The 20,455-nt window shown below is 74.8% G+C and carries 17 protein-coding genes; 7 read left to right on the top strand and 10 right to left on the bottom strand.

Translation table 11 applies throughout. The features are described 5' to 3' along the window. Window positions 1-120: 120 nt before the first annotated feature. A complete protein-coding gene (locus ACZ3YO_RS06065) occupies window positions 121-1,401 on the bottom strand; it encodes an ATP-binding protein (protein ID WP_465565429.1) in 1,281 nt (426 codons plus the stop codon). Window positions 1,402-1,755: 354 nt separating this feature from the next. Between ACZ3YO_RS06065 and ACZ3YO_RS06060 the strand changes: the two genes are divergently transcribed. After that, on the top strand, window positions 1,756-2,643 hold the full coding sequence (locus ACZ3YO_RS06060) for a hypothetical protein (RefSeq protein WP_465565427.1): 888 nt from the start codon (window positions 1,756-1,758) through the stop codon (window positions 2,641-2,643). Window positions 2,644-2,934: 291 nt separating this feature from the next. Here ACZ3YO_RS06060 and ACZ3YO_RS06055 read toward each other — a convergent pair whose 3' ends face one another. After that, a complete protein-coding gene (locus ACZ3YO_RS06055) occupies window positions 2,935-3,216 on the bottom strand; it encodes a zf-HC2 domain-containing protein (protein WP_465565424.1) in 282 nt (93 codons plus the stop codon). Between the two features lie 130 nt (window positions 3,217-3,346). Here ACZ3YO_RS06055 and ACZ3YO_RS06050 point away from each other — a divergent pair, with 130 nt between their 5' ends. After that, window positions 3,347-3,937, top strand: coding sequence for a sigma-70 family RNA polymerase sigma factor (locus tag ACZ3YO_RS06050; RefSeq protein ID WP_465565421.1), 591 nt, complete (start codon window positions 3,347-3,349; stop codon window positions 3,935-3,937). Window positions 3,938-4,043: 106 nt separating this feature from the next. Here the strand turns inward: ACZ3YO_RS06050 and ACZ3YO_RS06045 are convergent, their stop codons facing one another. Next, entirely contained in the window at window positions 4,044-4,751 is a 708-nt protein-coding gene (locus tag ACZ3YO_RS06045) for an NADPH-dependent F420 reductase (protein ID WP_465565418.1), read from the bottom strand. A gap of 255 nt (window positions 4,752-5,006) precedes the next feature. On the opposite strand from ACZ3YO_RS06045, the gene ACZ3YO_RS06040 reads away from it, so the two are divergent. From ACZ3YO_RS06040 to ACZ3YO_RS06030, 3 genes are all read left to right on the top strand, one after another. Further along, entirely contained in the window at window positions 5,007-6,389 is a 1,383-nt protein-coding gene (locus ACZ3YO_RS06040) for an MFS transporter (protein WP_465565415.1), read from the top strand. A gap of 45 nt (window positions 6,390-6,434) precedes the next feature. Further along, window positions 6,435-7,772: a cytochrome P450 family protein gene (locus tag ACZ3YO_RS06035; RefSeq protein ID WP_465565412.1), complete on the top strand. Its 1,338-nt coding sequence runs from the start codon at window positions 6,435-6,437 to the stop codon at window positions 7,770-7,772. Window positions 7,773-7,877: 105 nt separating this feature from the next. Beyond that, window positions 7,878-8,978, top strand: a complete 1,101-nt coding sequence (locus tag ACZ3YO_RS06030) for an L-tyrosine/L-tryptophan isonitrile synthase family protein (protein ID WP_465565409.1) — start codon at window positions 7,878-7,880, stop codon at window positions 8,976-8,978. On the opposite strand, the gene ACZ3YO_RS06025 is transcribed toward ACZ3YO_RS06030, so the two are convergent. From ACZ3YO_RS06025 to ACZ3YO_RS06015, 3 genes are read right to left on the bottom strand one after another with little or no spacing between them, the layout of a single operon-like run. Beyond that, on the bottom strand, window positions 8,963-9,772 hold the full coding sequence (locus ACZ3YO_RS06025; RefSeq protein ID WP_465565406.1) for an ABC transporter ATP-binding protein: 810 nt from the start codon (window positions 9,770-9,772) through the stop codon (window positions 8,963-8,965). The two genes, ACZ3YO_RS06030 and ACZ3YO_RS06025, sit on opposite strands and share 16 nt — an antisense overlap. Beyond that, a complete protein-coding gene (locus tag ACZ3YO_RS06020; protein WP_405365073.1) occupies window positions 9,769-10,851 on the bottom strand; it encodes a FecCD family ABC transporter permease in 1,083 nt (360 codons plus the stop codon). Before ACZ3YO_RS06020 ends, ACZ3YO_RS06025 begins: the two co-directional genes overlap by 4 nt. 3 nt (window positions 10,852-10,854) lie before the next feature. Continuing rightward, on the bottom strand, window positions 10,855-11,949 hold the full coding sequence (locus tag ACZ3YO_RS06015) for an ABC transporter substrate-binding protein (protein ID WP_465565404.1): 1,095 nt from the start codon (window positions 11,947-11,949) through the stop codon (window positions 10,855-10,857). A gap of 183 nt (window positions 11,950-12,132) precedes the next feature. On the opposite strand from ACZ3YO_RS06015, the gene ACZ3YO_RS06010 reads away from it, so the two are divergent. After that, a complete protein-coding gene (locus ACZ3YO_RS06010; RefSeq protein ID WP_465565401.1) occupies window positions 12,133-12,963 on the top strand; it encodes a helical backbone metal receptor in 831 nt (276 codons plus the stop codon). 69 nt (window positions 12,964-13,032) lie between these two features. Here ACZ3YO_RS06010 and ACZ3YO_RS06005 read toward each other — a convergent pair whose 3' ends face one another. Next, window positions 13,033-13,302, bottom strand: a complete 270-nt coding sequence (locus ACZ3YO_RS06005; protein ID WP_465565398.1) for a hypothetical protein — start codon at window positions 13,300-13,302, stop codon at window positions 13,033-13,035. Between the two features lie 299 nt (window positions 13,303-13,601). On the opposite strand from ACZ3YO_RS06005, the gene ACZ3YO_RS06000 reads away from it, so the two are divergent. Then, window positions 13,602-14,633, top strand: coding sequence for a transglycosylase SLT domain-containing protein (locus ACZ3YO_RS06000; RefSeq protein WP_465565395.1), 1,032 nt, complete (start codon window positions 13,602-13,604; stop codon window positions 14,631-14,633). Window positions 14,634-14,734: 101 nt separating this feature from the next. Here ACZ3YO_RS06000 and ACZ3YO_RS05995 read toward each other — a convergent pair whose 3' ends face one another. The 3 genes from ACZ3YO_RS05995 to ACZ3YO_RS05985 all read right to left on the bottom strand — a co-directional run bounded on the left by ACZ3YO_RS05995 (window position 14,735) and on the right by ACZ3YO_RS05985 (window position 20,109). Further along, window positions 14,735-16,918 (bottom strand): hypothetical protein, encoded by a 2,184-nt coding sequence (locus ACZ3YO_RS05995; RefSeq protein ID WP_465565392.1) that lies wholly within the window; start codon window positions 16,916-16,918, stop codon window positions 14,735-14,737. 206 nt (window positions 16,919-17,124) lie between these two features. Next, complete coding sequence (locus tag ACZ3YO_RS05990) at window positions 17,125-18,705, bottom strand: lipase maturation factor family protein (RefSeq protein WP_465565389.1); 1,581 nt, start codon at window positions 18,703-18,705, stop codon at window positions 17,125-17,127. A 330-nt stretch (window positions 18,706-19,035) separates the two neighbouring features. Continuing rightward, window positions 19,036-20,109 (bottom strand): GAF domain-containing protein, encoded by a 1,074-nt coding sequence (locus ACZ3YO_RS05985; RefSeq protein ID WP_465544480.1) that lies wholly within the window; start codon window positions 20,107-20,109, stop codon window positions 19,036-19,038. Window positions 20,110-20,455 lie beyond the last annotated feature (346 nt).

The following is a 20,455-nucleotide window of genomic DNA, read 5'->3' as shown; positions in this document are numbered from 1 at the left end:
GCGGCCCGGGTCCGTAAGCCGCCGGGGTCCGGGGCTGGCCCGCGGGTCCGCCGGCGTGCGGAACGGCCGGGGTCCGCGGACCGTCGGCTTTCGGGAGCGGCCTGGTTCCGGGAACGGCCGTCACACCCGGGCGTGGGAGGTGATGTCCGCGCCGAACTCCTCGGTCATCGGCGGGGTGACGGTCGGCCGGGCCTGGGCGATCGCCGCCAGGTAGTCGGCGGTGCCCGCTCCCTCGATGCCGTCGGCAACGCCGTCCGGCGTGATGAGGTCCCGCTCGAAGGCGGCCTGGGCGGCCACCCGCGCGGCGTGCTCGATGTCGGCCGGGGTGAACAGCTCGCTCGCGCCGACCAGCGCGTCGAGGTCCACGTCCGCCCGGCCCGCCGCGTACCGGGACCAGATCGCTGCGCGGGCGGCCGCGTCGGGGGTGCCGATCGGGATCAGGTAGTCGAAGCGGCCGGGGCGGAGGAAGGCCGGGTCCAGCGAGCGGATCGAGTTGGTGGCACAGACCAGCAGCCGCTCCTCACCCTCGCGGAAGCCGGGGATGAGCTTGAGCAGCTCGTTGGTGACGCCGTGCATGCCGCCCTGCGCGCCCTCGGTGCGGACCGGGGCGATCTCCTCCACCTCGTCGATGAAGACCAGCGCCCGCTCCAGCCGGCCGATCCGGGCGAAGGCGTCGCGCAGCGCGGCCGCCAGGTTGCCCTCGTCGGCCAGCCGGGACGGCAGCAGCTCGACGAACGGCCAGCCGAGCCGCGAGGCGATCGCCCGGGCGAAGGTGGTCTTGCCGGTCCCGGGCGGCCCGAACAGGGCGATCGCCCGCGGCGGCCGCACACCGTGCCGGGCCGCCCGCTCCGGTTCGGCGAGCGGCAGCACCACCCGGCGCTCGATCAGGTTCTTCTCCGTCTCCATGCCGGCCACCCTGGCCCAGAGGTCGCCGGGCAGCAGCCGGCCGCCCAGCTCGTCCAGCAGCCCGCTGGCCGCGCCGGCCGGCGGCTCGTCCTTCTCGAAGTAGGCGGCCGCGGGGCGCCGGGTGTAGCCGGCGTTGTGCAGGCCCTCGCCGAGCAGCTCCTCCTCCGGCAGGACGTACGCGATGCGGCGCACCCGGCAGGCCACCAGCCGGCGCTCCAGCTCGCGCAGCAGCGCGCTGGCCAGGCCGCGGCCGCGCCAGGCGGGGGCGATCGCGATCCGCATCACCCAGGCGCGCTCGCCCGCCACGGTGGCGAGCGCGGCACCGATCGGCTCGCCCTGGTGGACGGCGACCACGGCGGGCTGGCGGGAGGTCAGCGCGCCGATGCACTCCGCGAGGGAGAACACCGACTCCTGGCCGAGCCCGGCCGTGGTGTCGATCAAGTGGACCACCGCCGCGAGGTCGTCCTCGCGATAGTCGTGAATCAGCCAGTGCACCGGCCGGCCCGCCTCTCCGTCCTCACCGGCCCCGGGCCGGTCGTCCGACCGCCGGCGCTGCGCCGCGCGGTGCCCGAACGGTACGGGCGGGCGCGGACGGCGGTCCCGCGCCGGAACGGACAAGCCGCACCCCGGCAACCGTACGAACCGCCTCTACCGCACGGGGCGGCGAGCGGCACCGGGCCGGGGCGGGCGCGGCACCGGGCCGGGGCGGGCAGGGCGGCTGACGGGCCGGCACCGCGGCGGCGGCCGGCGCGGTCCGGCGGGAGGGCGGCCCGGCCGGGCATGCTCTCACGGGGCGGAACCGGCCAATACCCGAGGGGGCGGTACGGGCCGGGCGAGGCGGGTGCGACGATGAGTGTCATCGTGATGACCGACCGGATCCGCTCGCTGCGCGCCGTGGTCTTCGCTGCGCTCTGCGTGGCGCTGGCCGCCACGGCGCACGTCGCCATGGCCGGCTCCGGGGTCTCCGCGCCGGTGCTCGCGGGCGCGTTCGCGGTCACCCTCGGGTTCACCTGGCTGCTCGCCGGCGGCCGCCGCGGGCTGGGGCCGATCAGCGTCTGGATGGTGGCGGCGCAGACCGCGCTGCACCTGACCTTCGAACAGGCCGGGGCCCTCGCGTCCGGCAGCGGGCTGGCGCGGCTCGGCTCGACGGACTGGGCGGGCCTGCTGCTCTGCAACCCGGAACGGGCGCCGGCCGGGATCTCGCCGGCCGACCTGGCCCGGATGGCCGGGATCGACCCCGACGTCCCGCCCCCCGGGGACCTCCGGCCGCCGGCCGGGGCGCACCACCTGGGCGCACACGGCGGGGCGGCGTCCGCCGGGACGGCCGACCAGAGCATGGCGGGGATGGCCGGCATGCCCGGGATGCCGGGCGGCTCGGACATGCCGGGGATGCCCGGGGTGTCCGGCGGCTCGGGGATGTCCGGCCACGACATGGCGGCGCACGGCATGTCCGTCGGGATGATCGCCGCCCATGTGCTCGCCGCGCTCGCCTGCGCGCTGCTGCTCTGGCGCGGAGAGACGGCGCTGGCCCGGCTGTTCGAGCTGCTCGGCGCGCTGGGCGCCGTCCTGGCGGGTGCGCTGCTCGCGCCGCTGCTCGCCCTGTGGTGCCGGCCGACCGGCTTCCGGCCGCCGGCCCCGCCCGGACCCGCCGCCCACCGGGTCCGCCCGCCGCGGCTGGTGCTGCTCTCGCACGCCCTGGTCCGGCGCGGCCCGCCGTGCGCCGCCCCCGCCTGCTGACGCGCCCACCGTCCGACACCCGACGCCGCTCCCGGCGTCCGCTGCGCGGTGGGCAGGTCGCCCTGCGCCGTGCCGTGGCCGACCGGCCACGCCGCCAGGGCCCGGGCCCGCGCCTGCCGCCGCCGCCCCACCGGGGCGCCGCGGCGTACCCGGCCGGGCCCCACCGACGCCGAGCGTGCCGCCCGCGGCGGCCGCTCCCCAGCCCTCCCCTCAGGACCTTCCATGCCTGACTACGACGGCGCACCGGCCTCGTCCGGCGCCACCGTCCTCGTCGATCCGCCCGTCGTCTCCCTACCGGGGACGGTCACCCGCACCGGGCCCGTCCGCACCGATGCCGTTCCCGCCGAGGCCGCCCGCCTGGCCGAGCCTCGCGAGGAGCTTCGCCGACCAGTCCGCCGACGGGCCCCCGGTACCGGCCCCCGGCACCGCGCCGCGCAGCCGTTCCGCCCGCTCCAGCCACTCCCGGCAGGCCTCGCACCGGGCGACGTGCTTGTCCACCCGCCGGTCCGGCACACCGGCCGCCTCACCGTCGAGGCGGGCGGAAAGAGCGGTACGGAACTGGGCGCATCTCATCCGACCATCGTCCCGCATCACCCGGCACATCGGACCGGCCGGGTGGGTGGCACCGCAGGAACCACAGGCACACCACCCGCCCCGGACGCCTGCACGGGACTCCCTACGGGAGGCCGCACGGGAGGCCGCCGTGGATGACGACCAGCTGACCGCGCTGGCCCTGTCGGCGCGGGAGGGCCGGGCGGCCGACGTCGAGGCCTTCGTCCGGGCCACCCAGCGGGACGTGTGGCGGTTCGTCGCCCACCTCACCGACGTGCAGTCGGCCGACGACCTCGCCCAGGAGACCTTCCTGCGCGCCCTGCGCAGCCTGCCCGGGTTCGCCGGCCGCTCCTCGGCCCGGACGTGGCTGCTGTCCATCGCCCGGCGGACCGTCATCGACCGCTACCGCACGGCCGCCGCCCGGCCGAGGTGCGCCGCCCTGCCGGACTGGCAGGAGGCCGCCGAGCGACAGGGCACGCCGCCCGCGGCAGGGTTCGAGGACGGGGTCGCGCTCGGGGACCTGCTCGACCGGGTGCCGGCGCAGCGCCGGGAGGCGTTCGTGCTCACCCAGGTGGTCGGGCTGAGCTACGCCGAGGCCGCCGAGGTGGCCGGCTGCCCGGTCGGCACCGTCCGCTCCCGGGTGGCCCGGGCCCGCGAGGAGCTGATAGCCCGGCTCCGCGCCGCCGAGCGCGGCGAGGCTCCCCCGCCGGGGCAGGCCGCCGAGCTGGCGGCGGCCTGCTGACGGCGTCACGCACGCCCGCGCCCGGGTGGCGGTGCCGACGCACCGCCGCCCAGGCCGCCGGCACCCCGGCCGGCGCGACAGGCGGGCCAGGCGGGCCCGCGTACGGCTACGCCCGGAACGACTCCGGCCGCTCCGGCGAGGCGGCCGCCAGGGCCTTGGCCACCGCCTCCGCCCCGGCCCGGAGGCCGTAGACGGGGGTCTCGGGCTGCTGGCGCCAGGACTCGTCGATACCGCCGGTGTCGACGGTGTCGAAGCCCAGCTCGTCGATCAGGGCGCGGACGATCCGCTTGGCCGCCTCGTCGTCCCCGGCGACCGGCAGGGCCATCCGCTCCGGGTCCCCCGCGGGACGGGGCCGGTCCAGGAGGTCCTGGGCGTAGGTGCCGTTGAAGGCCTTCACGACCGGGTGGCCGAGGTGCTGCTCCGTCCAGCGGCTCTCGGTCAGGCCGTCGTCCTCGATGCCCCCGATCCGGCCGTCGCGCTTGGGGTAGTAGTTGCCGGTGTCGATCACGGCGAAGCCCTCGGCGGCCCCGTCGAACAGCCCGGACGGGAGGTCGGGCACGTTCTTCAGCGGCACGGTGACCACCACGACCTGCGCGCCGCGGGCCGCCTCGGCGACGGTGACCGGGGTGGCGCCGGTCTCCTCGGCGAGTGCGCCGAGGGTCTGCGGGCCGCGTGAGTTGGCCACCGAGACCTCGTGGCCGAGTGCGGTGAGGCGCCGGGTGAGGTTGCCGCCGATGTTGCCCGCGCCGATGATGCCGATCTTCATGGTTGTCCTTTCGGACCCCTGCCGGGGGTCGGGTCGGGCCGGCGTCACGCCGTGTGGTGCCTGGCTGCAACCCCGGGCCGGACGCGGCTATTTCCGGACCGCGGCGATGTCCGGGACGGAGCGCCGTCGTTCCCGGCGACCGGGCCGGCCGCGCGGTCCGGATCGGCCACGACCGCAGTATTCCGGCCAACCGGGAAAATTCCTTCAAGTGTTCGGAACTGGACCCCTCCTGCCTCCGACTGCTGTACCGGACGCCGCCGCCGAGGTGGTGTCCGGAACGGCACGGGGAATCGGAGGAGCGCCATGTCCGCGCAACAGCCACTGGCCACCGGTGGGCTGACCAAGGACCAGGCCCAGCCGGAGGACCGGTGGATCCTGGTCGTGGCCGCGGGACTGCTCTCGTTCGTGGCGATGCTCGACATGAACGTGGTCAACCTGGCCCTCACCGACATCGCGGACGGCCTGCACGTCTCCCCGACCACCGCGCAGTGGGCCGTCCTCGGCTACCAGCTCCCACTGGTGGCCCTGCTGCTGCCCGCCGGGCGCTGGCTCGACCAGGTCGGCACCCGCTCCGCCCTGCTGCTGGCGGTCAGCTGCTTCGCGCTCTGCAGCGTGCTCGCCGCCGTGGCACCGTGGGCGAGTTGGCTGGTCGCCGCACGACTGGCGCAGGGCGCGTTCGGCGCGGTGCTGTTCGTGCTGATGCCGGTGCTGGCCGCCACGGCCGTCCGGCCCGAGCTGCGCGGGCGGGCGATGAGCGTGCCCGCCACGCTCGGCCCGCTCGGCGCCGTCACCGGGCCGGTGGTCGGCGGCCTGCTGCTCGACCACGTCGGCTGGCGGGCCATCTTCCTGGTCAAGCTGCCGATCTGCCTGGCCGCCCTGGTGATCGCCCACCGCAACGCGCCGCACGGCGGCAGGCTGCGGCTGCCCGACCGGGGTTCCCTCGGCGACGCCGCGCTGATCGGCTCCGCGGTGGCCGCCGTGCTGCTCGGCCTCACCCTCGCGCCCGACGCGCCGGTCTGGCTGCTGCTCGCGCTGCCCGCCGCACCGCTGGTCGTCCTCTGGCTGCGCCGCCCCGGCGGACGGCCGGTCGCCGCCGTGCTGCGGGAGTCCGGCACCGCCGCCGTCAACGGCTCGGTGCTCTCACTGGCCGCCGGGTTCGCCGCCACCCACTACCTGCTCGCCCAGCACCTGCGCCGGGACGACGGGATCAGCGCCACCACCACCGCCCTGACCATGCTGGCCTTCCCGCTCGGCATGGTGCTGGCCGGCCGGTTCGGCGGACGACTCGCCGACCGCTGGGGCGCCCGGCCGACCGCCCTGACGGGTGCGACCGTCACCGCCCTCGGCATGCTGCTGCTCGTCCCGCTGGACACCGACTGGTCGCCGCTCGACATCGCGTGGCGGCTCGCGCTCGCCGGGACCGGCATGGGCCTCAACGGCGGCCCGGTCCAGGCCCTGGTGATGACCGCCGCCAAACCGCAGCAACTGGCCACCGCCGGCTCCGCCGTCCAACTGGCCCGCAGCCTCGGCTTCGCCCTCGGACCCGCCCTCGCCACCGCCGCCACGCTGTTCGGCGACTCCGCCACCGCGGGCGTCCGGGCCGGGCTCGTCCTCGCCACGCTGGCCGCCGTCCAGGCCGTGGCCCTCCTCTCCCTGCGCCACCGCACCAACCGCGCGGGCACCTGACGACCCGCCCGCGCGCACCACACCTCGACCGGAGGAACAGACGCAATGACCGACACCGTCCACGATCCGACCGCGGGAAGGCCGGCCGACGACACGCCGCGCTGCCCGTTCGGATACGACGAACTCCCCGACCCGATACCGCTGTACGGGCCGGAGTACAAGAGCGACCCCTATCCGCTCTACCGGCGGATGCGCGAGGCCGGCCCGGTCCACCGGGTGAAGTTCCCGAGCGGGATCACCGCCTGGCTGGTGACCGGCTACAAGGCCGCGCACGAGACCCTCAACGACCCCCGGCTCGGCAAGAACCACGAGCTGGGCAACGAGGGTTGGCGCAGGCTCGCGTCGATCATGCCGGAGCCGCAGCACTCACAGCTCCAGGTCCACCTGCTGCACCAGGATCCGCCGAAGCACACCCGGATGCGCCGGCTGGTCCTGGACGCCTTCACCCCGCGCCGGGCGGAGGCTCTTCGCCCGCGCCTGGAGGAGCTGGCCGGCTCCCTGGTCGACGAGCTCCCGGAGACCGGCGGCGCCGACCTGGTGGCCGGCTTCGCGGCGCACTTCCCGTTCCGGGTACTCGCCGAAGCGATCGGCCTGCCACAGGAGTTGGCCGTCCGCTTCGACCGGGACTGGGGCAAGGTCGTCCAGCCGGTCGGGCCGCTGGACCCGGGCCGCCCGGCCTACGAGGGCCGGCTGCGCGGCCTGCAGACCTACATCGCCGACGTCGTGGCGCACAAGCGCGCCCACTACGACCCGGCCGGGCCCGACGCCGACCTGCTCGGCCGGCTCGTCGCCGCTTGCGATGCGGGCGAGTTGAGCCGCGAGGAGCTCGACTCGATGGTGTTCCAGCTGCTGGTGGCCGGCCAGGAGCCGGTGACCAACCAGATCACCACCATGCTGATCACCCTGCTGCGCCGCCCCGACCAGCTGGCCCGGCTGCGCGACGGCCTCGCCGCCGACCCGGGCCTGCTCACCCGCGCGGTGGAGGAACTGCTGCGCCACGACGCCGCGTTCGAGCTCACCACCTGGCGCTTCTTCGCCGAGGACAGCGATCTGCACGGGACGTCCGTTCCGGCCGGCGACTCCGTGATCGTCTCGCTCTGCGCGGCCAACCGCGACGACGAGCAGTTCCCGGACGCCGACGTCCTCGACTTCGACCGCACCCCCAACGCCCACCTGGCGTTCGGCCACGGCATCCACTACTGCCCCGGCGCGGCCCTGGCCCGGGTCGAACTCCAGGTCGCCCTCGCCACTCTGCTCACCCGGCTGCCCGGGCTGCGGCCCGCCACCGGGCCCGGCGAGGAGATCGACTCGCTCGCCTGGGTGCCCGCCGTCCTCGCCCGGGGGGTGAACAGGCTGCCGGTCGCCTACGACAAGCGGGTCTGACCGGCCCCACCACTCCCCGGCACCCCCCTCAGCGTCCCGGCGACCGATGCCGGGGCGTGGCTACGCCTGCCCTGAAGCCCGTACACCGTTCCGTGGAGGACCACCATGCCGCCCGCCGGCACCGTTTCCACCGATTCCCAGACCGCGGCCGACCAGAGCGCGGCCGACCGGAGCACCACCGGCCGGACCGCTTCCGGCCCGACCACCACCGCCCGGACCACGTCCCCGTCCCCGTCCGCGTCCGCCACCGTCACGCCGGCCGGCGCCACACCGCCCGGCGCCGTCACGGACCCGCAGGAGATCGCCCGGATATCCGCCGGGATCCTCGATCTGCTGCTGCCGCACCGCCGGGCCTCCGACCCCGGCGTCCACGCCACGCCCGCCGACTTCCCGATCCAGCTGGAGCAGCTGGCGGACTTCCTCTCCAGCGGCGACCCGATCCTGTTCACCCTGCCCGGCTTCCCGTGCAAGTCGCCCAACCTCGCCAAGGTGCTCGGCCACCTGCCCGACGAGGGCGAGCGCCTCTCGCTCACCTTCCTCAACGGTCTCTGCGAGGAGATCGGCAAGCTCTACCAGCCCGGCGCGCAGATCCTGATCTGCTCCGACGGCCACATCTTCGGCGACCTGATCCACGTCCCCGACGACCACATCGACCAGTACTCCGACGAGCTGACCGCCATGATCGAACGCGAGGGCCTGAGCCACCTCGCCACCTTCGACCTGCGCGCCGTCCTCGGCGACCTGCCCTTCGACGAGAAGCGCGCCCGGGTGCACGCCCGGTACGCACCCACCAAGGAGGAGCTGCGCGAGCAGGTGATGACCGACGAGGAGACGCTGAAGCTCTACCGCGGCATCACCCGCTTCCTCACCGAGGACACGTTCGGCTTCGAGGGCAGCAAGTCCGCCCTCCAGCGCGAATGCCGCCGGCGCGCCTACGGCGTCATCCAGCGCAGCCGGGCCTGGGGCGACCTCATCGCCGAGCAGCACCCGCGCTCCTTCCGGCTCTCCATCCACCCGCAGAAGGCGGGCGTGCTGAAGTTCGGCATCCGGCTGCTGGAGGCCGCCGACGCGTGGATGACGCCGTGGCACTCCTCGGTGCTCCACCGGGCCGACGGCGGCTGGGAGCTGCTGCGCAGCGAGGACGCCGCGAAGGTCGGCCGCCTGGTCGAGCGCAACGGCCGCCCCAGCCACTACGAAACCTCCTGACGCTGCATCACCTCGGCCGAGGACGCGGGCGTGCGGTGGTCGAACGCGATCAACGGGTCACCGGTGAGCGGATGTTCGACCACCGCCGCCCGCACGCCGAACACCTCGGCGAGCAGTTCGGCGGTCAGGACGTCCCGCGGCGCCCCGGACGCCACCAGGGTGCCGCGGTGCAGCACGTGCAGCCGGTCGCAGACCGAGGCCGCCGCGTTGAGGTCGTGCAACGCCACCAACGTGGTGCGGCGCTGCTCCCGTAGCAACGCGAGGAGTTCGACCTGGTGCCGGACGTCCAGGTGGTTGGTCGGTTCGTCCAACACCAGGACGTCCGGTTGCTGGGCCAACGCCCTGGCCAGCAGGACGCGTTGGCGCTCGCCGCCGGAGAGCTCGGCGAACCGCCGCCCGCCCGCGTCCGTCATGCCCACCCGCTCCAGCGCGCCGGCGACGATCCGGTGGTCCTCGGCGTCGTCCGCCGCGAACGCCCGCTTGTACGGGGTGCGGCCCATCGCCACCACTTCACGGACGGTCAGCTCGAAGTCCCCGCCCCGCTCCTGGGGCAGTGCGGCGATGTGCCGGGCGGACTGCGCCGGGCTCAGCCCGGCCAGCTCCCGGCCGGCCAGCAGGACCCGGCCGGCGCTCGGCTTCAGGTGCCGGTAGACGGTGCGCAGCAGGCTGGACTTGCCGCTGCCGTTCGGCCCGACCAGCCCGGCGATCTCCCCCTCCTTGGCGACCAGGTGGACGCCGGCCACCACCGTCCGCCCGGACAGGGTGACGCTCAGATCCTCGACCGCGATCCTCAATTCCGCTCCAGTCGTCGGTCCAGCAGGTAGAGCAGGGTGGGCGCGCCGAGCAGGGCGGTGACCACGCCGATCGGCAGTTCCTGGGTGTCCAGCGCGGTGCGGGCGATGGTGTCGACCACCACCAGCAGCACCGCCCCGGTCAGGGCGGAGAGCGGCAGCAGCCGGCGGTGGTCGCCGCCGGCCAGCAGCCGGCAGACGTGGGGCACCATGAGGCCGACGAAGCCGATCGCGCCGGAGACGGCGACCAGGACGCCGGTCAGCACGCTGGTGACGACGAAGATCTCGCGGCGCAGCCGGGTGACGTCGACGCCGAGCCCGGCCGCCGTCTCGTCGCCCATCAGGAGCGCGTTGAGCCCCCGGGCGCGGGCCTGGAGCAGGCCCAGCCCGAGGGCCACGGCAAGGGCGGGGACGGCGAGTTGGCTCCAGACGGCGCCTCCGAGGCTGCCCATCAGCCAGAACAGCACGCCCCTGGTCTGCTGTTCGTCGCCGGTCTGCAGGACGAGGTAGCTGGTGAAGCCGGTGAGGAACTGGCCGATGCCGATGCCGGCGAGCACCAGGCGCAGCGGGGAGAAGCCGCCACCGCGCCGGGCCAGCAGCCAGACCAGGGAGAAGGCGGCGAGCGCGCCGAGGAAGGCGGCCAGCGAGATGGTCAGGCCGACGGCGCTGCCGAAGGCCATTTCGAGGCCGAGCCCGCTGCCGAGGACGATCACGGCGACGGCGCCGAGCGAGGCGCCGGAGGAGATCCCGAGCAGATAGGGGTCGGCGAGCGGGTTGCGGACGAGTGCCTGGACGGCGGTGCCGACGAGGCCGAGCCCGGCCCCGACCATCGCCGCAAGCAGGGCGCGCGGGACGCGCAGTTGCCAGACGATGAGGTCCCGGGTGCCGGGCTCGGGTGCGCTGCCGGTCAGGCGGTGGGCGACCACCGACCAGACTTCGCCGGGCGGGATGTCCACCGATCCGAGCGAGACGGCGGCGGTGAGCGCGGCGACCAGGGCGAGGGTGAGCACGGCCGCGAGCGGCCCGGCACGCAGGGTGCGCGTGCGGGTCCGCCCGGCGGCGGTGGTGGTGGCCGATGCCACGGTCTACTGGCCGTTCTTGACGAGGTCCGGGTGGACGGTGGCGGCGATCTGCCGGACGGTGTCGGCGTTGCGGACCCCGGCGATGGTGGTGACCTCGGAGCCGATCCGCAGGAACTTCCCGCCCTTGACGGCCTTCAGGCCCTGGGTGGCGGGGAAGCTCTTCAGGAACGCCTCGGCGTCGTCGAAGGCCTTGCGGTTCTCCTCCTCGGTGCCGCGGGTGCGGACGGCGAGCTGGATCCAGTCCGGGTCCTTGGCCACGACGTCCTCCCAGGAGACGGGCTTGAAGTCGGCGTCGCAGTCGGCGAACACGTTGCGCGCGCCGGCCAGGGTGATCACCGCGTTGGCGACCTGGCGGCCGCAGACGGCGACCGGCTGCTTGGTACCGGCGTCGAAGTCGAAGAAGAAGTAGCCCGGCCGCTGGTCGGCGGGGACGCCGGCGGTGGCGGTGCGCACCTCGCCGACCTTCTTCTCCATCCCGGCGACGAGCTCCTCGGCGCGGGCGCCCGTGCCGGTGACCGCGCCGAGCCGGCGGATGTCGTTCTCCACCTCGCCGAGGTCGGTACGCGGCCCCTTGGCGGCCTTGGGGGTGCCGGAACAGGCGGTGGAGAGGAGGAAGACGTGCTGGATGCCCGCGGCGGTGAACTCCTCCTCGCTCGGGCCCGCGCCCGCGCCGCCCATCATCGGCATCGCCCCGAAGGCGTCGACGTAGAGGTCGGCGCCGGAGCCGAGCAGCTTCTCCTTGGCAATCCCCATCTCGCCCAGCACCGGTACCCTGGCGCCCTGTTCGGCGATCGGCCCCGGCAGGCTGCCCTTGCCGGGCGGGAATCCGGTGCCGATCACCCGGTCCCCGGCGCCGAGCTGGAGCATCATCTCCAGGCCGGCGGCGTTGCTGGTGACGATCTTCTTCGGTGCCTGCTTGACGGTGGTCTCCTTGCCGGCGCAGTCGGCGACCTTCACCGGGAACGCACCGGCGGCGGTGGCCTGCCCGCCACCGCCGCCACCGCTGCTGCTGTCCGTGCTCCCTCCACCGCCGCTCCCACAGGCCGTGGCGAACAGGGCAACAGCGGCCGCGATACCGCAGAACACGCGAGGGCGCATGACAACTCTCCTGGTCAATGGTCGTGCTCGGGCCCGTCCTACGAACCCGGACCAGGTAGTCGGCCACCAACCCCGCCCGGTTCCCGGGACTTTCCGGCGCCGTACGGCCGGCGTCCGGCCGAGGTCCGGTCCGGTGGATCGCGCGCCCGGCGAGACCGGCCGGAGAGGGCCTAGGGTGGCCGTATGGCCTCCCTCTCCGGTTTCCCTGCAGAGCCGTCGGACGACCTCGGGCTGCCGGTGGCGCTCGGGGCCGGACCGGTGCGGCGGGTGGTGTCGCTGGTCCCCTCGCTGACCGAGGCCGTCGCCGTCTCCGCGCCCGGACTGCTGGTCGGTGCCACCGACTGGTGCAGCCACCCCGCCGGCCTGGCGGTGGAGCGCGTCGGCGGCACCAAGAACCCCGACGTCGGCCGGGTCGTCGCGCTCGCCCCGGACCTGGTCCTCGCCAATGACGAGGAGAACCGCCAGCCGGACCTCGATGCGCTGCGGGCCGCCGGGCTGGCCGTCTGGGTCACCGACATCCGCACGCTGGAGCAGGCGTTCGCCTCGCTGGACCGTCTCCTGACGGTCGGCTGCGGCCTGCCGCGGCCCGCGTGGCTCGACGCCGCCGAGGCCGCGTGGTCCCCGCAGGCCGCCCGGACCTCGTGGGCCGGTGTCCATCCGCTGTCGAGCCCCCTCCGCGCCGTCGTGCCGATCTGGCGCCGCCCCTGGATGGTGCTCGGGCGCGACACCTTCGCCGGCGACCTGCTCGGCCGCCTCGGCGTCCACCTGCTCCACGCCGGCCACCCGGAACGGTACCCCGCGGTTCCGCTGCCCGAACTCCTCGCCGCTGAACCCGACTTGGTGGTCCTCCCGGACGAGCCGTACCGCTTCACGGCGGACGACGGCCCGGAGGCGTTCCCCGGCGTCCCGGCGGCGCTGGTCAGCGGGCGCCATCTGACCTGGTACGGACCCTCCTTGGCGGAGGCGCCGGAGGTGCTGGCGGCCCAGCTGGCGCGGGCTCTGCGACCCTGCTGAGGCCGCGGCACCGCCCCGGAGCGAGCAGTGGGGCGGCGCCGGGCAGCGGCCGGCTCGTGGGGGAACGGCTCACATGAGCGGGACGCACCGGATGACCCAGTTGGACGCCATCAGCCCTTCGAGGACGCGGACGAGTTCGGTGTCCTCGCACGGCCCCTCTCCGTCGAGCAGGTTCGCATCCACCAGAACGGCGTTCACCGTGTGCCCCTCCGCCTCCAACAGCTTCCGCACGTAGTCGCCGGGGGCGGAACGCAGTGCCTGCCGCTCGCCGCCCTCCAGGTGGAGCCGGTAGGTCTCGACCGTGAACGTCTCGGTTCGTTCCCGGGTGATGCGTGCCATGGGACGCCGTCCTTCCTGGGGCTGTTGCGTCGGGGCCCCCTGGGCACACCACGCTCGGCACGGACGTCGCCGGACGCACGACACCCCGGCCGAACAGCCCAACGCCGCGACTCCGTCACGGTGCAGCCGGCCGAACCGGCGGACGGGCCGGCCATGTCTGGGCGCCGGTGCCCCCAGCGCGTGAGATTCGTACCGGACCGGTGCCCGGGCCCCGGCGGGCGGCGCACCGATCCGATCATCGTAGGATGTCGCCTCTCGCCGGGTCGGCCGGCGACACAGGGGGGCGGAACGACATGAAGGTGCGTGCTTCACGGCAGGCGCTGGTACTGGTGTCGGCGGCGGCCGTGTCGACGGCGCTGCTGACCGGCTGCGGCACCAAGAAGGCGGACGACACGGCCGGCGGGACGCCGGCCCCGGCGGCGGCCACCGCCACGGACGCCACGCCGTCCACGACGCCGACGGCCGCGCCGTCGCCCAGCGCGACGGCGAGCGCCACCCCGAGCGCCAGTGCCTCACCGACCGCCTCTCCGAGCACGACGGCGGGCAAGACGGCCAAGCCGAGCCCGAGCGCTGCGGCGAGCACCGCCAAGCCCACCGCCGAGAAGCCCGCCGACCCCGCCCCGAGGGCCGCACCGGCCCCGGCTCCCGCCCCGGTCGCGGCGGCGCCCGCGCCCGCGCCGGTCGCCAAGCCCGGGCCGGTCGCACCCCCGCCGCCGCCCGCGCCCGCCACCCCGCACGTCCCGCCGCTGCAGAGCGGCTGCACGCCGAGCAAGCCGCAGCCCGACGAGCCCAAGGAGGCCGTCGCCGCGGCGCTCACCTCGGCCGCCGGCCAGCCCCGCACACTGACCCTCGGCAACGGCGGCACCGACAAGCTCCCGGCCCTTCCGGTCGGTCTGGTCAAGGCGATCGCCTGGCAGGAGAGCGGCTGGCAGTCCGGCATCCTCGCCTGCGACGGCGGCATCGGCACCATGCAGGTCATGCCCGCCACCGTGAGCTGGATGAACAGCAAGTTCGGGACCACCTCCGACCCGAAGACGCTGGCCGGCAACGTCCAGCTCGGCACCCAGCTGCTCGACTGGCTGGTCGCCTACTACGGCGACTCCTCGTTCGGCGGGAAGTACGACCTCTCCCCCGACCCGGCCACCGGCAAGACGCCGCTGCTCGACCTGGTCATCTCCGCGTACAACGCGGGCGCGGGCAACGTGCACTACAACACCGTCACCGACCCGGCCACCGGCGCGACCACCGGCAGCCTGGCCATCCCCAACCCGAGCTACGTGGCCAACGTCAAGGCACTCATGTCCAGCGCGCCCTGGAACAAGGCGGGCTGAGCGAGCACGGGCACGGCCATGACGAAGGGCCCGGTGGAGGCGGTGCGACACCACCCCACCGGGCCCTTCGTCGTCGCCGAACCGGTCGGCGCCGCTCCGCGTCAGGCGCGCGCGGCAGTGACGGCGGCGCCCAGCGCCTCCTTGATCCGCGGGCCGAGGCGGGCGAAGCCCAGCTCCTTCATGGCCGCCCGCAGCAACTCCTCCTCGCTGCGCTCCACACCGTCGGCGTCCACCCACCGCACCACGGCGAGCAGTTCGTCGGCGGAGTAGGCGGTGACGGGACGGCCCGGCGTGAAGTCGGGCTTCTCGGGCTGTCCGGCAGTGGCGGGCTCAGCCTCGGCGACGGGCTCGGGAACGGCGACCGGCTCGGGCTCAGCCTCGGCGACGGGCTCCGGCACGACGACCAACTCGGGCTCAACCTCGGCGACGGGCTCCGGCACGACGACCAGCTCGGGCTCAACCTCGGCGACGGGCTCCGGCACGACCTCATCGGTCGTCTCCTCGGCCACGACGGCCTCCGGCTCGGCCTCGGCCACGACCTCTACGGCCTCTACGACCTCGGGCTCTTCGGCCACCGCGTCGGCCTCGACCTCGGCGGCAACGGGCTCGGCCTCGGTCGGCTCCGCCTCGACGGCCTCGGCGGGGGCGTCGACCTCGAGGGCCTCCACCTCGGCGACCGGCGCCACGACCACGGGCGCGGTCTGCTCGACCACGGGCTCGACCTCGGCGGCAACGGGCTCGGCCTCGACCGGCTCCGCCTCGACGGCCTCGGCCGGGGCGTCGACCTCGGCCACCTCAACCTCGGGCTCGATCGCAGCCACGATCTCGGTCTCGGCAACCGGCGCCACAATCTCGGGCTCGACGACCAAGGGCGCGGGCTCCTCGGCCACGGCCGGCTCGGTGTCGGCCACGGTCTCGGGCTCGACCTCGGCCGGCTCGACCTCAGCCGGCTCGATGTCGGCCATCGCCGTGACCGAGGTGACGTCGACCAGGTCGTCGGCTGCGGGGGACGGCGCCGGGAGGGTGACCACGACGGGCCGGACCTCGTCGGGCTCCTCGGCCGTAGGCTGCTCAGCCTCGACCTCGACCTCGACCTCGACCTCAGCCGCGGCCTCGACCACAGCGTCGGCGTCGGTCTCGTCCTCGGCGTCCACCTCGGTCGCGTCCTCGGTCACGTCCTCGGCGACAACCTCCGGCCCAGCAGCCTCGACCTCGGTCGCAACGTCAGCCTCGGCCTCGGCCTCGGCAGCCGGCTCCGACACCGCCTCGGCGGTCTCCTCGCGCCCCGTCAGCCCGTCCCGCTGCCCGCCGGCCAGAGCCTGGCGGGCGCTGAAGGCGGCCTCGGCGGCGCGGCGGTCGGCGCGGGCGGCGGTGAGCTCGGCGAGCAGCTCGCCGAGGCCGGCCTCCTCCAGGGAGGTGCGCAGGGAGCGGATGGTGGGGAGGCGGTACAGGGTGCCCTCGTCGGCGGCGAGGCGCTCGACCAGGTCGATCAGCTCGCCGACCGGCAGCGCGTCGAGGTCGTGCTCGGGCAGCAGGCGGCCGAGGTCGCGCAGGCCGGCGCCGATCGCGTCGAAGGCGGCGGCGGTGCCCTCGGCCAGGGCGCCGTCGGCGGGCGGGACGGGCAGCGCGCCGGTCGGGGCGAGGACGGCCCAGGCGCGGCGCTCGATCTCGGCGGAGGCGAGCGCCTCGTGCAGCTCCTCGGGGCGGACCTTGCGGCCGCCGGCGGCGAGCGCGGCGGCCTGCTTGCGCAGTGCCCGCACCTTGAGGAAGGAGAGCTTCACACCGCGCTCGCGGCGCCAGGCGCGGTCCGCGGTGGCGGCGACGAGCGCGTCGAGGTCGGCGTCGTACGCGGCGCCGGTCAGGGTGGCGGAGGTCTGGTGGACGCGCTGGAGCGTCTCGGCGAACAGGGCGGCGACCGCGATGGTGCCGGGCTCGTCGAGCTTGGCGTCGGCGGCGAGGGTGGTGACGGCCTCCCAGGTCTGCTGGAGGTCGCGGCCGCGCAGTTCGGCGAGGACGGTGGAGGCGGCGCGGGCGTCCTCGGGGGTGGCGACGGTGTCGACGGCCGCGTACCAGGCGTGGGTCTCGGCGGTGAGGGTGAAGGCACCGAGTTCGGCGTAGCGGCCGAGTTCGTCGCGGAGGTCGGTGTCCGCCGCCTGGCTGCGGGTCGGCTCCAGGTCCTTGGCGTCCTTGGCGTCGTTGGCGTCGGCGTCGGCCGTGGCGGCGTCGGCGGCCTTGGCATCGGCGGCGTCGGCCGCGTCGGCGTTGCGCGAGTGAAGCACTGTCATGTGAGGTCCGGTTCTGGGCGACTGCGGCGGGGCGGGCGGCGAGGGGGACGGCGGACCTGGTGCGCACGGTTGCCCCGGCGGGTGGGGCTGGGGCGCGCGGTCGGCCTGCCGGTTGTGGAGGCCAAGAATACGGGTGCCCGTTCGAGCCTTGCACGCACCCACCGCCCTCCGGGCCGGTGTGGCGTGCCACACCGCTCGCCTGGCCGCTACTCGGGAGGGCCGGGCGGGTGGTGCGGCGCGGGGCCGGGCGGGTGACCGGGCGGGTGGTGCGGCGCGGGGCCGGGCGGGTGACCGGGCCGTCGGCGCAGCCCGTTCATCGGCACGGTGCGGGTGCGCCGGCCGAGCGGTGGCCGGTAGCCGGATCGGGTGAGGGTGTCGAGGCTGACCGGCGCGAGGTACTCGTGGAGCGCGGTCCGGTGCCACCAGGCTCCGGTTTCGCGCAGTTCGCGCCAATCGGTGAACCGGTAGAGGTGGAGGGTCGCCCGGACGTGGGTCGGCGGGGCGTCGGGAAAGGGGTTGTGGCGCAGCAGCCGCAGGGTGTCCGGGTCGTTGGCGAGCAGCCGGGCGACGAAGGGCAGGAACCAGGGCCGGGCGTAGGCGGGTGAGATGCCGGCGAACCACATCAGCCAGTCCAGGCGCAGGTGGTAGGGGGCGTACTGGCGCGGGAGGCGGCGCACGTCGCCGGGTTTTCCCTTGAAGGCGTACTCGCGCCAGACGGTGTACGGGGTGACGGCCGGCTCGTCGGTGCCTTCGACGACGACCTCCTGACGGATGCGGTTGACGCTGCCGAAGGCGCCGTAGGTGTTGACGAGGTGGAGGCGGTTGAAGGAGCGGTTCATGACCTGCCGGCGCGAGACCAGGTTCCGTACCGGCCAGTAGCTGAGGACGGCGACGGCGAGGGTCAGCGCGATCACGACGCCCTCGAACCAGCCGGGCGTGCCGCCGTACGCGTGGGGGTGGACGGGCAGGCCGAGCCGGGCGGGGTCGACGGCGGCGAGGGCGAGCGTGATGGTGAGCCAGTTGAGCCAGGCGAAGTTGCCGGAGGCGACCAGCCAGAGCTGGGTGGCCACGATCACGCAGGCCGCGTAGGTGGCGGCCGGCTGGGGGAGGAGGAGACCGACCGGGACGAGGAGTTGGGTGACGTGGTTGGCTGCCGCCTCGACCCGGTGCAGCGGGGCGGGCAGGTGGTGGAAGAACCAGCTGAGCGGGCCGGGCATGGGCTGGGTCTCGTGGTGGTAGCGCAGGCAGGTCAGGTCGCGCCAGCAGCTGTCCCCGCGCAGTTTGATCAGTCCGGCGCCGAACTCGACCCGGAAGACCAGCCAGCGCATCAGCCAGAGCACCAGGACGGGCGGCGCGGTGTCCTCGTTGCCGAGGAAGGCGGCCAGGAAGCCGGCCTCCAGCAGCAGGGACTCCCAGCCGAAGGAGTACCAGGTCTGCCCCACGTTGACGATCGAGAGGTAGAGCACCCAGAGGAGCGCCCAGAGGAGCACCGACGCCCAGAGCGGGACGGCGTCGCCGAGCCCGGCGACCAGGGCGCCGGAGGTCGCGGCGCCGGTCCACGCGACGGCGGCGAAGTAGCGGTCGCTGTAGTGGAGGTGGAAGAGGCCGGGCGCCTGGCGGAACGACACCCGGGCGGTGAAGCGGGGGACGGGGAGCATGCCGTCGGTGCCGATCAGGGCCCGGAACTGGGCGGCGGCGGCGAGGAAGCCGGTGAGGTAGACGGCGGCCAGCAGCCGTTGCACGAGCAGCCTGCTCAGCCAGTACTCGGGGGCGGCGAACCAGTCCATGCGGCCCATGCCTACCACCGGCCCGGGCCGCCGGGCACCGGCGCGGGTGTGCGACGGTGCCGGTTCACCCGCCCGGCACTGGGCGGCGCCGGTCGACACGGGCCGCGGGGTGCACGTGCCGCGGGCCGCGGGGTGCGGGGTGCGGGGTGCGGGGTGCCGGGTGTACGTACTGCGGGGTGCACGTGCCGCGGGCCGCGGGGTGCCGGGTGTACGTACTGCGGGGTGCGGGGTGCACGTACTGCGGACAGCACCGTGGCGGGGAGCCTCTCCTCGGGGGTGAGAGGCGCCCCGCCACGGTGGCGGTGGGCCGGACGGTGGCCGGGTGCCGGCTCAGCCCGGGAGGACGAGGCCGGTGTTCCCGGCGCCGAGGCCCGGGCGGCCGGTGGTGGCGCCGTTCTGCTGCAGCCGGTCGACCAGGAGTGCGGCCAGCGTGCCCAGCTCCTCCTCGGTGCGGGACTGCGCGGTGACGTCCATGCCGACGGTGAGGACGCCGTTGACCTGGCCGGTGCGCGCGGCCCGCAGGGGGGTGCAGGTGAAGCTGAAGATCTGCTGGATCCGCTGGGCGTCCGGCCGGGTGGAGTTGATGCGGACGTCGTTGAGGACGGTGGCCCGCCCGGTGTGGTACGCCTCGGCGACCGCCTGCTGGAGGCCGGCCGCGCCGAGCTGCGGGTAGGCGTGGCCGATCGCTCCGTACGCCGCCGGGGCGCCGAAGATGTCGGCGTGCTGGGCGTTGGCGTAGCGGATCTCCTGGCCGGGGCCGTCGGTGAGCATGATCGGGAAGGGCGAGCCGTCGAACGCCGCGAACATCTCCTGCTGCTGGGCGAGCAGGTTGTCGCGCAGCCGGATCTCGGAGAGCAGCGCCTCGGCGAGGTGCTGGATGTCGCGCAGCCGCTCGCGGCCCCACTGGCGGGGTTCGCGGTCGAGGACGCAGACGGTGCCGATGACGGTGTTGCTGTCGTCGACCAGCGGGGCACCGAGGTAGGCGCGCACGCCGAGTTCGTCGACGACCGGGTTCCCGGCGAACCGGGGGTAGGCGAGGATGTCGTCGAGGGCGAGCGGCGAGCGCTGGGCGACGACGTGCGGGCAGAAACCGTGGCTCAGCGGCATCTGACGGGTCGGAAGGTCGAACGCGATGCCGCGATCGGCCCAGGAGGCGCCCCCTTCGGCCGCGTTCTCGGCCGAGCTTGGCGGAATATAGAGCCCCCGGAACATCTGCCGCTCGTCGTTGATGAAGTTGACCATCGCGATGGGGGCGCGGGTGATGCTGGCGGCCAGGTGAGCGAAGCGGTCGAAGGCCTCGTCCGCGGTCGGTTCGTTGAGACCCAGGCTGCGCAGCCTGCGGGTCCGCTCGGACTCACCGCCGGCACCCGGGAACTGGCCTGGAGTGCTCATCACATCAGTCATGGCGCACATGTAATCAGACATCCGGCACGATCCGCGCTCCCGGCCCACCCGGATCAAGTTTGCTGATGGACAGTCAAAGGTGCATGTGGGCGACGTCCGGACTGGTCGTCAAAAGTGGGGGAAGATCACTTCCCCGCTTCGCGACCTTTCAATCCTCGGCCGCCCCGGGGCGATCCGATCGCGCCAATCAAAGATCAACTCTGGAGACACCCGGATCCCCATACAACAATGAGCCCTGCCGAAAATACGGACGGTGTCCCCCGTGACACGGTCCGCACTTCCGCACGCACCGGCTGCACTGGGGCAGCCGACCGCCACCCCAACTCCCCACCCTCGGGCGGCCGGC

It is taken from the genome of Kitasatospora sp. NPDC022785 (assembly GCF_055561295.1).
The sequence above is the reverse complement of the archived record's forward strand: the minus strand, read 5'-3'. Positions and strand labels throughout refer to the sequence as shown.

Excerpts from the sequence above, each read along its gene's own strand:
- ACZ3YO_RS06060 (WP_465565427.1), top strand. The coding sequence starts at position 1,756 with ATGAGTGTCATCGTGATGACCGACCGGATCCGCTCGCTGCGCGCCGTG.
- ACZ3YO_RS06055 (WP_465565424.1), bottom strand. The coding sequence starts at position 3,216 with ATGAGATGCGCCCAGTTCCGTACCGCTCTTTCCGCCCGCCTCGACGGT.
- ACZ3YO_RS06040 (WP_465565415.1), top strand. The coding sequence starts at position 5,007 with ATGTCCGCGCAACAGCCACTGGCCACCGGTGGGCTGACCAAGGACCAG.
- ACZ3YO_RS06035 (WP_465565412.1), top strand. The coding sequence starts at position 6,435 with ATGACCGACACCGTCCACGATCCGACCGCGGGAAGGCCGGCCGACGAC.
- ACZ3YO_RS06030 (WP_465565409.1), top strand. The coding sequence starts at position 7,878 with ATGCCGCCCGCCGGCACCGTTTCCACCGATTCCCAGACCGCGGCCGAC.
- ACZ3YO_RS06015 (WP_465565404.1), bottom strand. The coding sequence starts at position 11,949 with ATGCGCCCTCGCGTGTTCTGCGGTATCGCGGCCGCTGTTGCCCTGTTC.
- ACZ3YO_RS06010 (WP_465565401.1), top strand. The coding sequence starts at position 12,133 with ATGGCCTCCCTCTCCGGTTTCCCTGCAGAGCCGTCGGACGACCTCGGG.
- ACZ3YO_RS06005 (WP_465565398.1), bottom strand. The coding sequence starts at position 13,302 with ATGGCACGCATCACCCGGGAACGAACCGAGACGTTCACGGTCGAGACC.
- ACZ3YO_RS05995 (WP_465565392.1), bottom strand. The coding sequence starts at position 16,918 with ATGACAGTGCTTCACTCGCGCAACGCCGACGCGGCCGACGCCGCCGAT.
- ACZ3YO_RS05990 (WP_465565389.1), bottom strand. The coding sequence starts at position 18,705 with ATGGACTGGTTCGCCGCCCCCGAGTACTGGCTGAGCAGGCTGCTCGTG.
- ACZ3YO_RS05985 (WP_465544480.1), bottom strand. The coding sequence starts at position 20,109 with ATGACTGATGTGATGAGCACTCCAGGCCAGTTCCCGGGTGCCGGCGGT.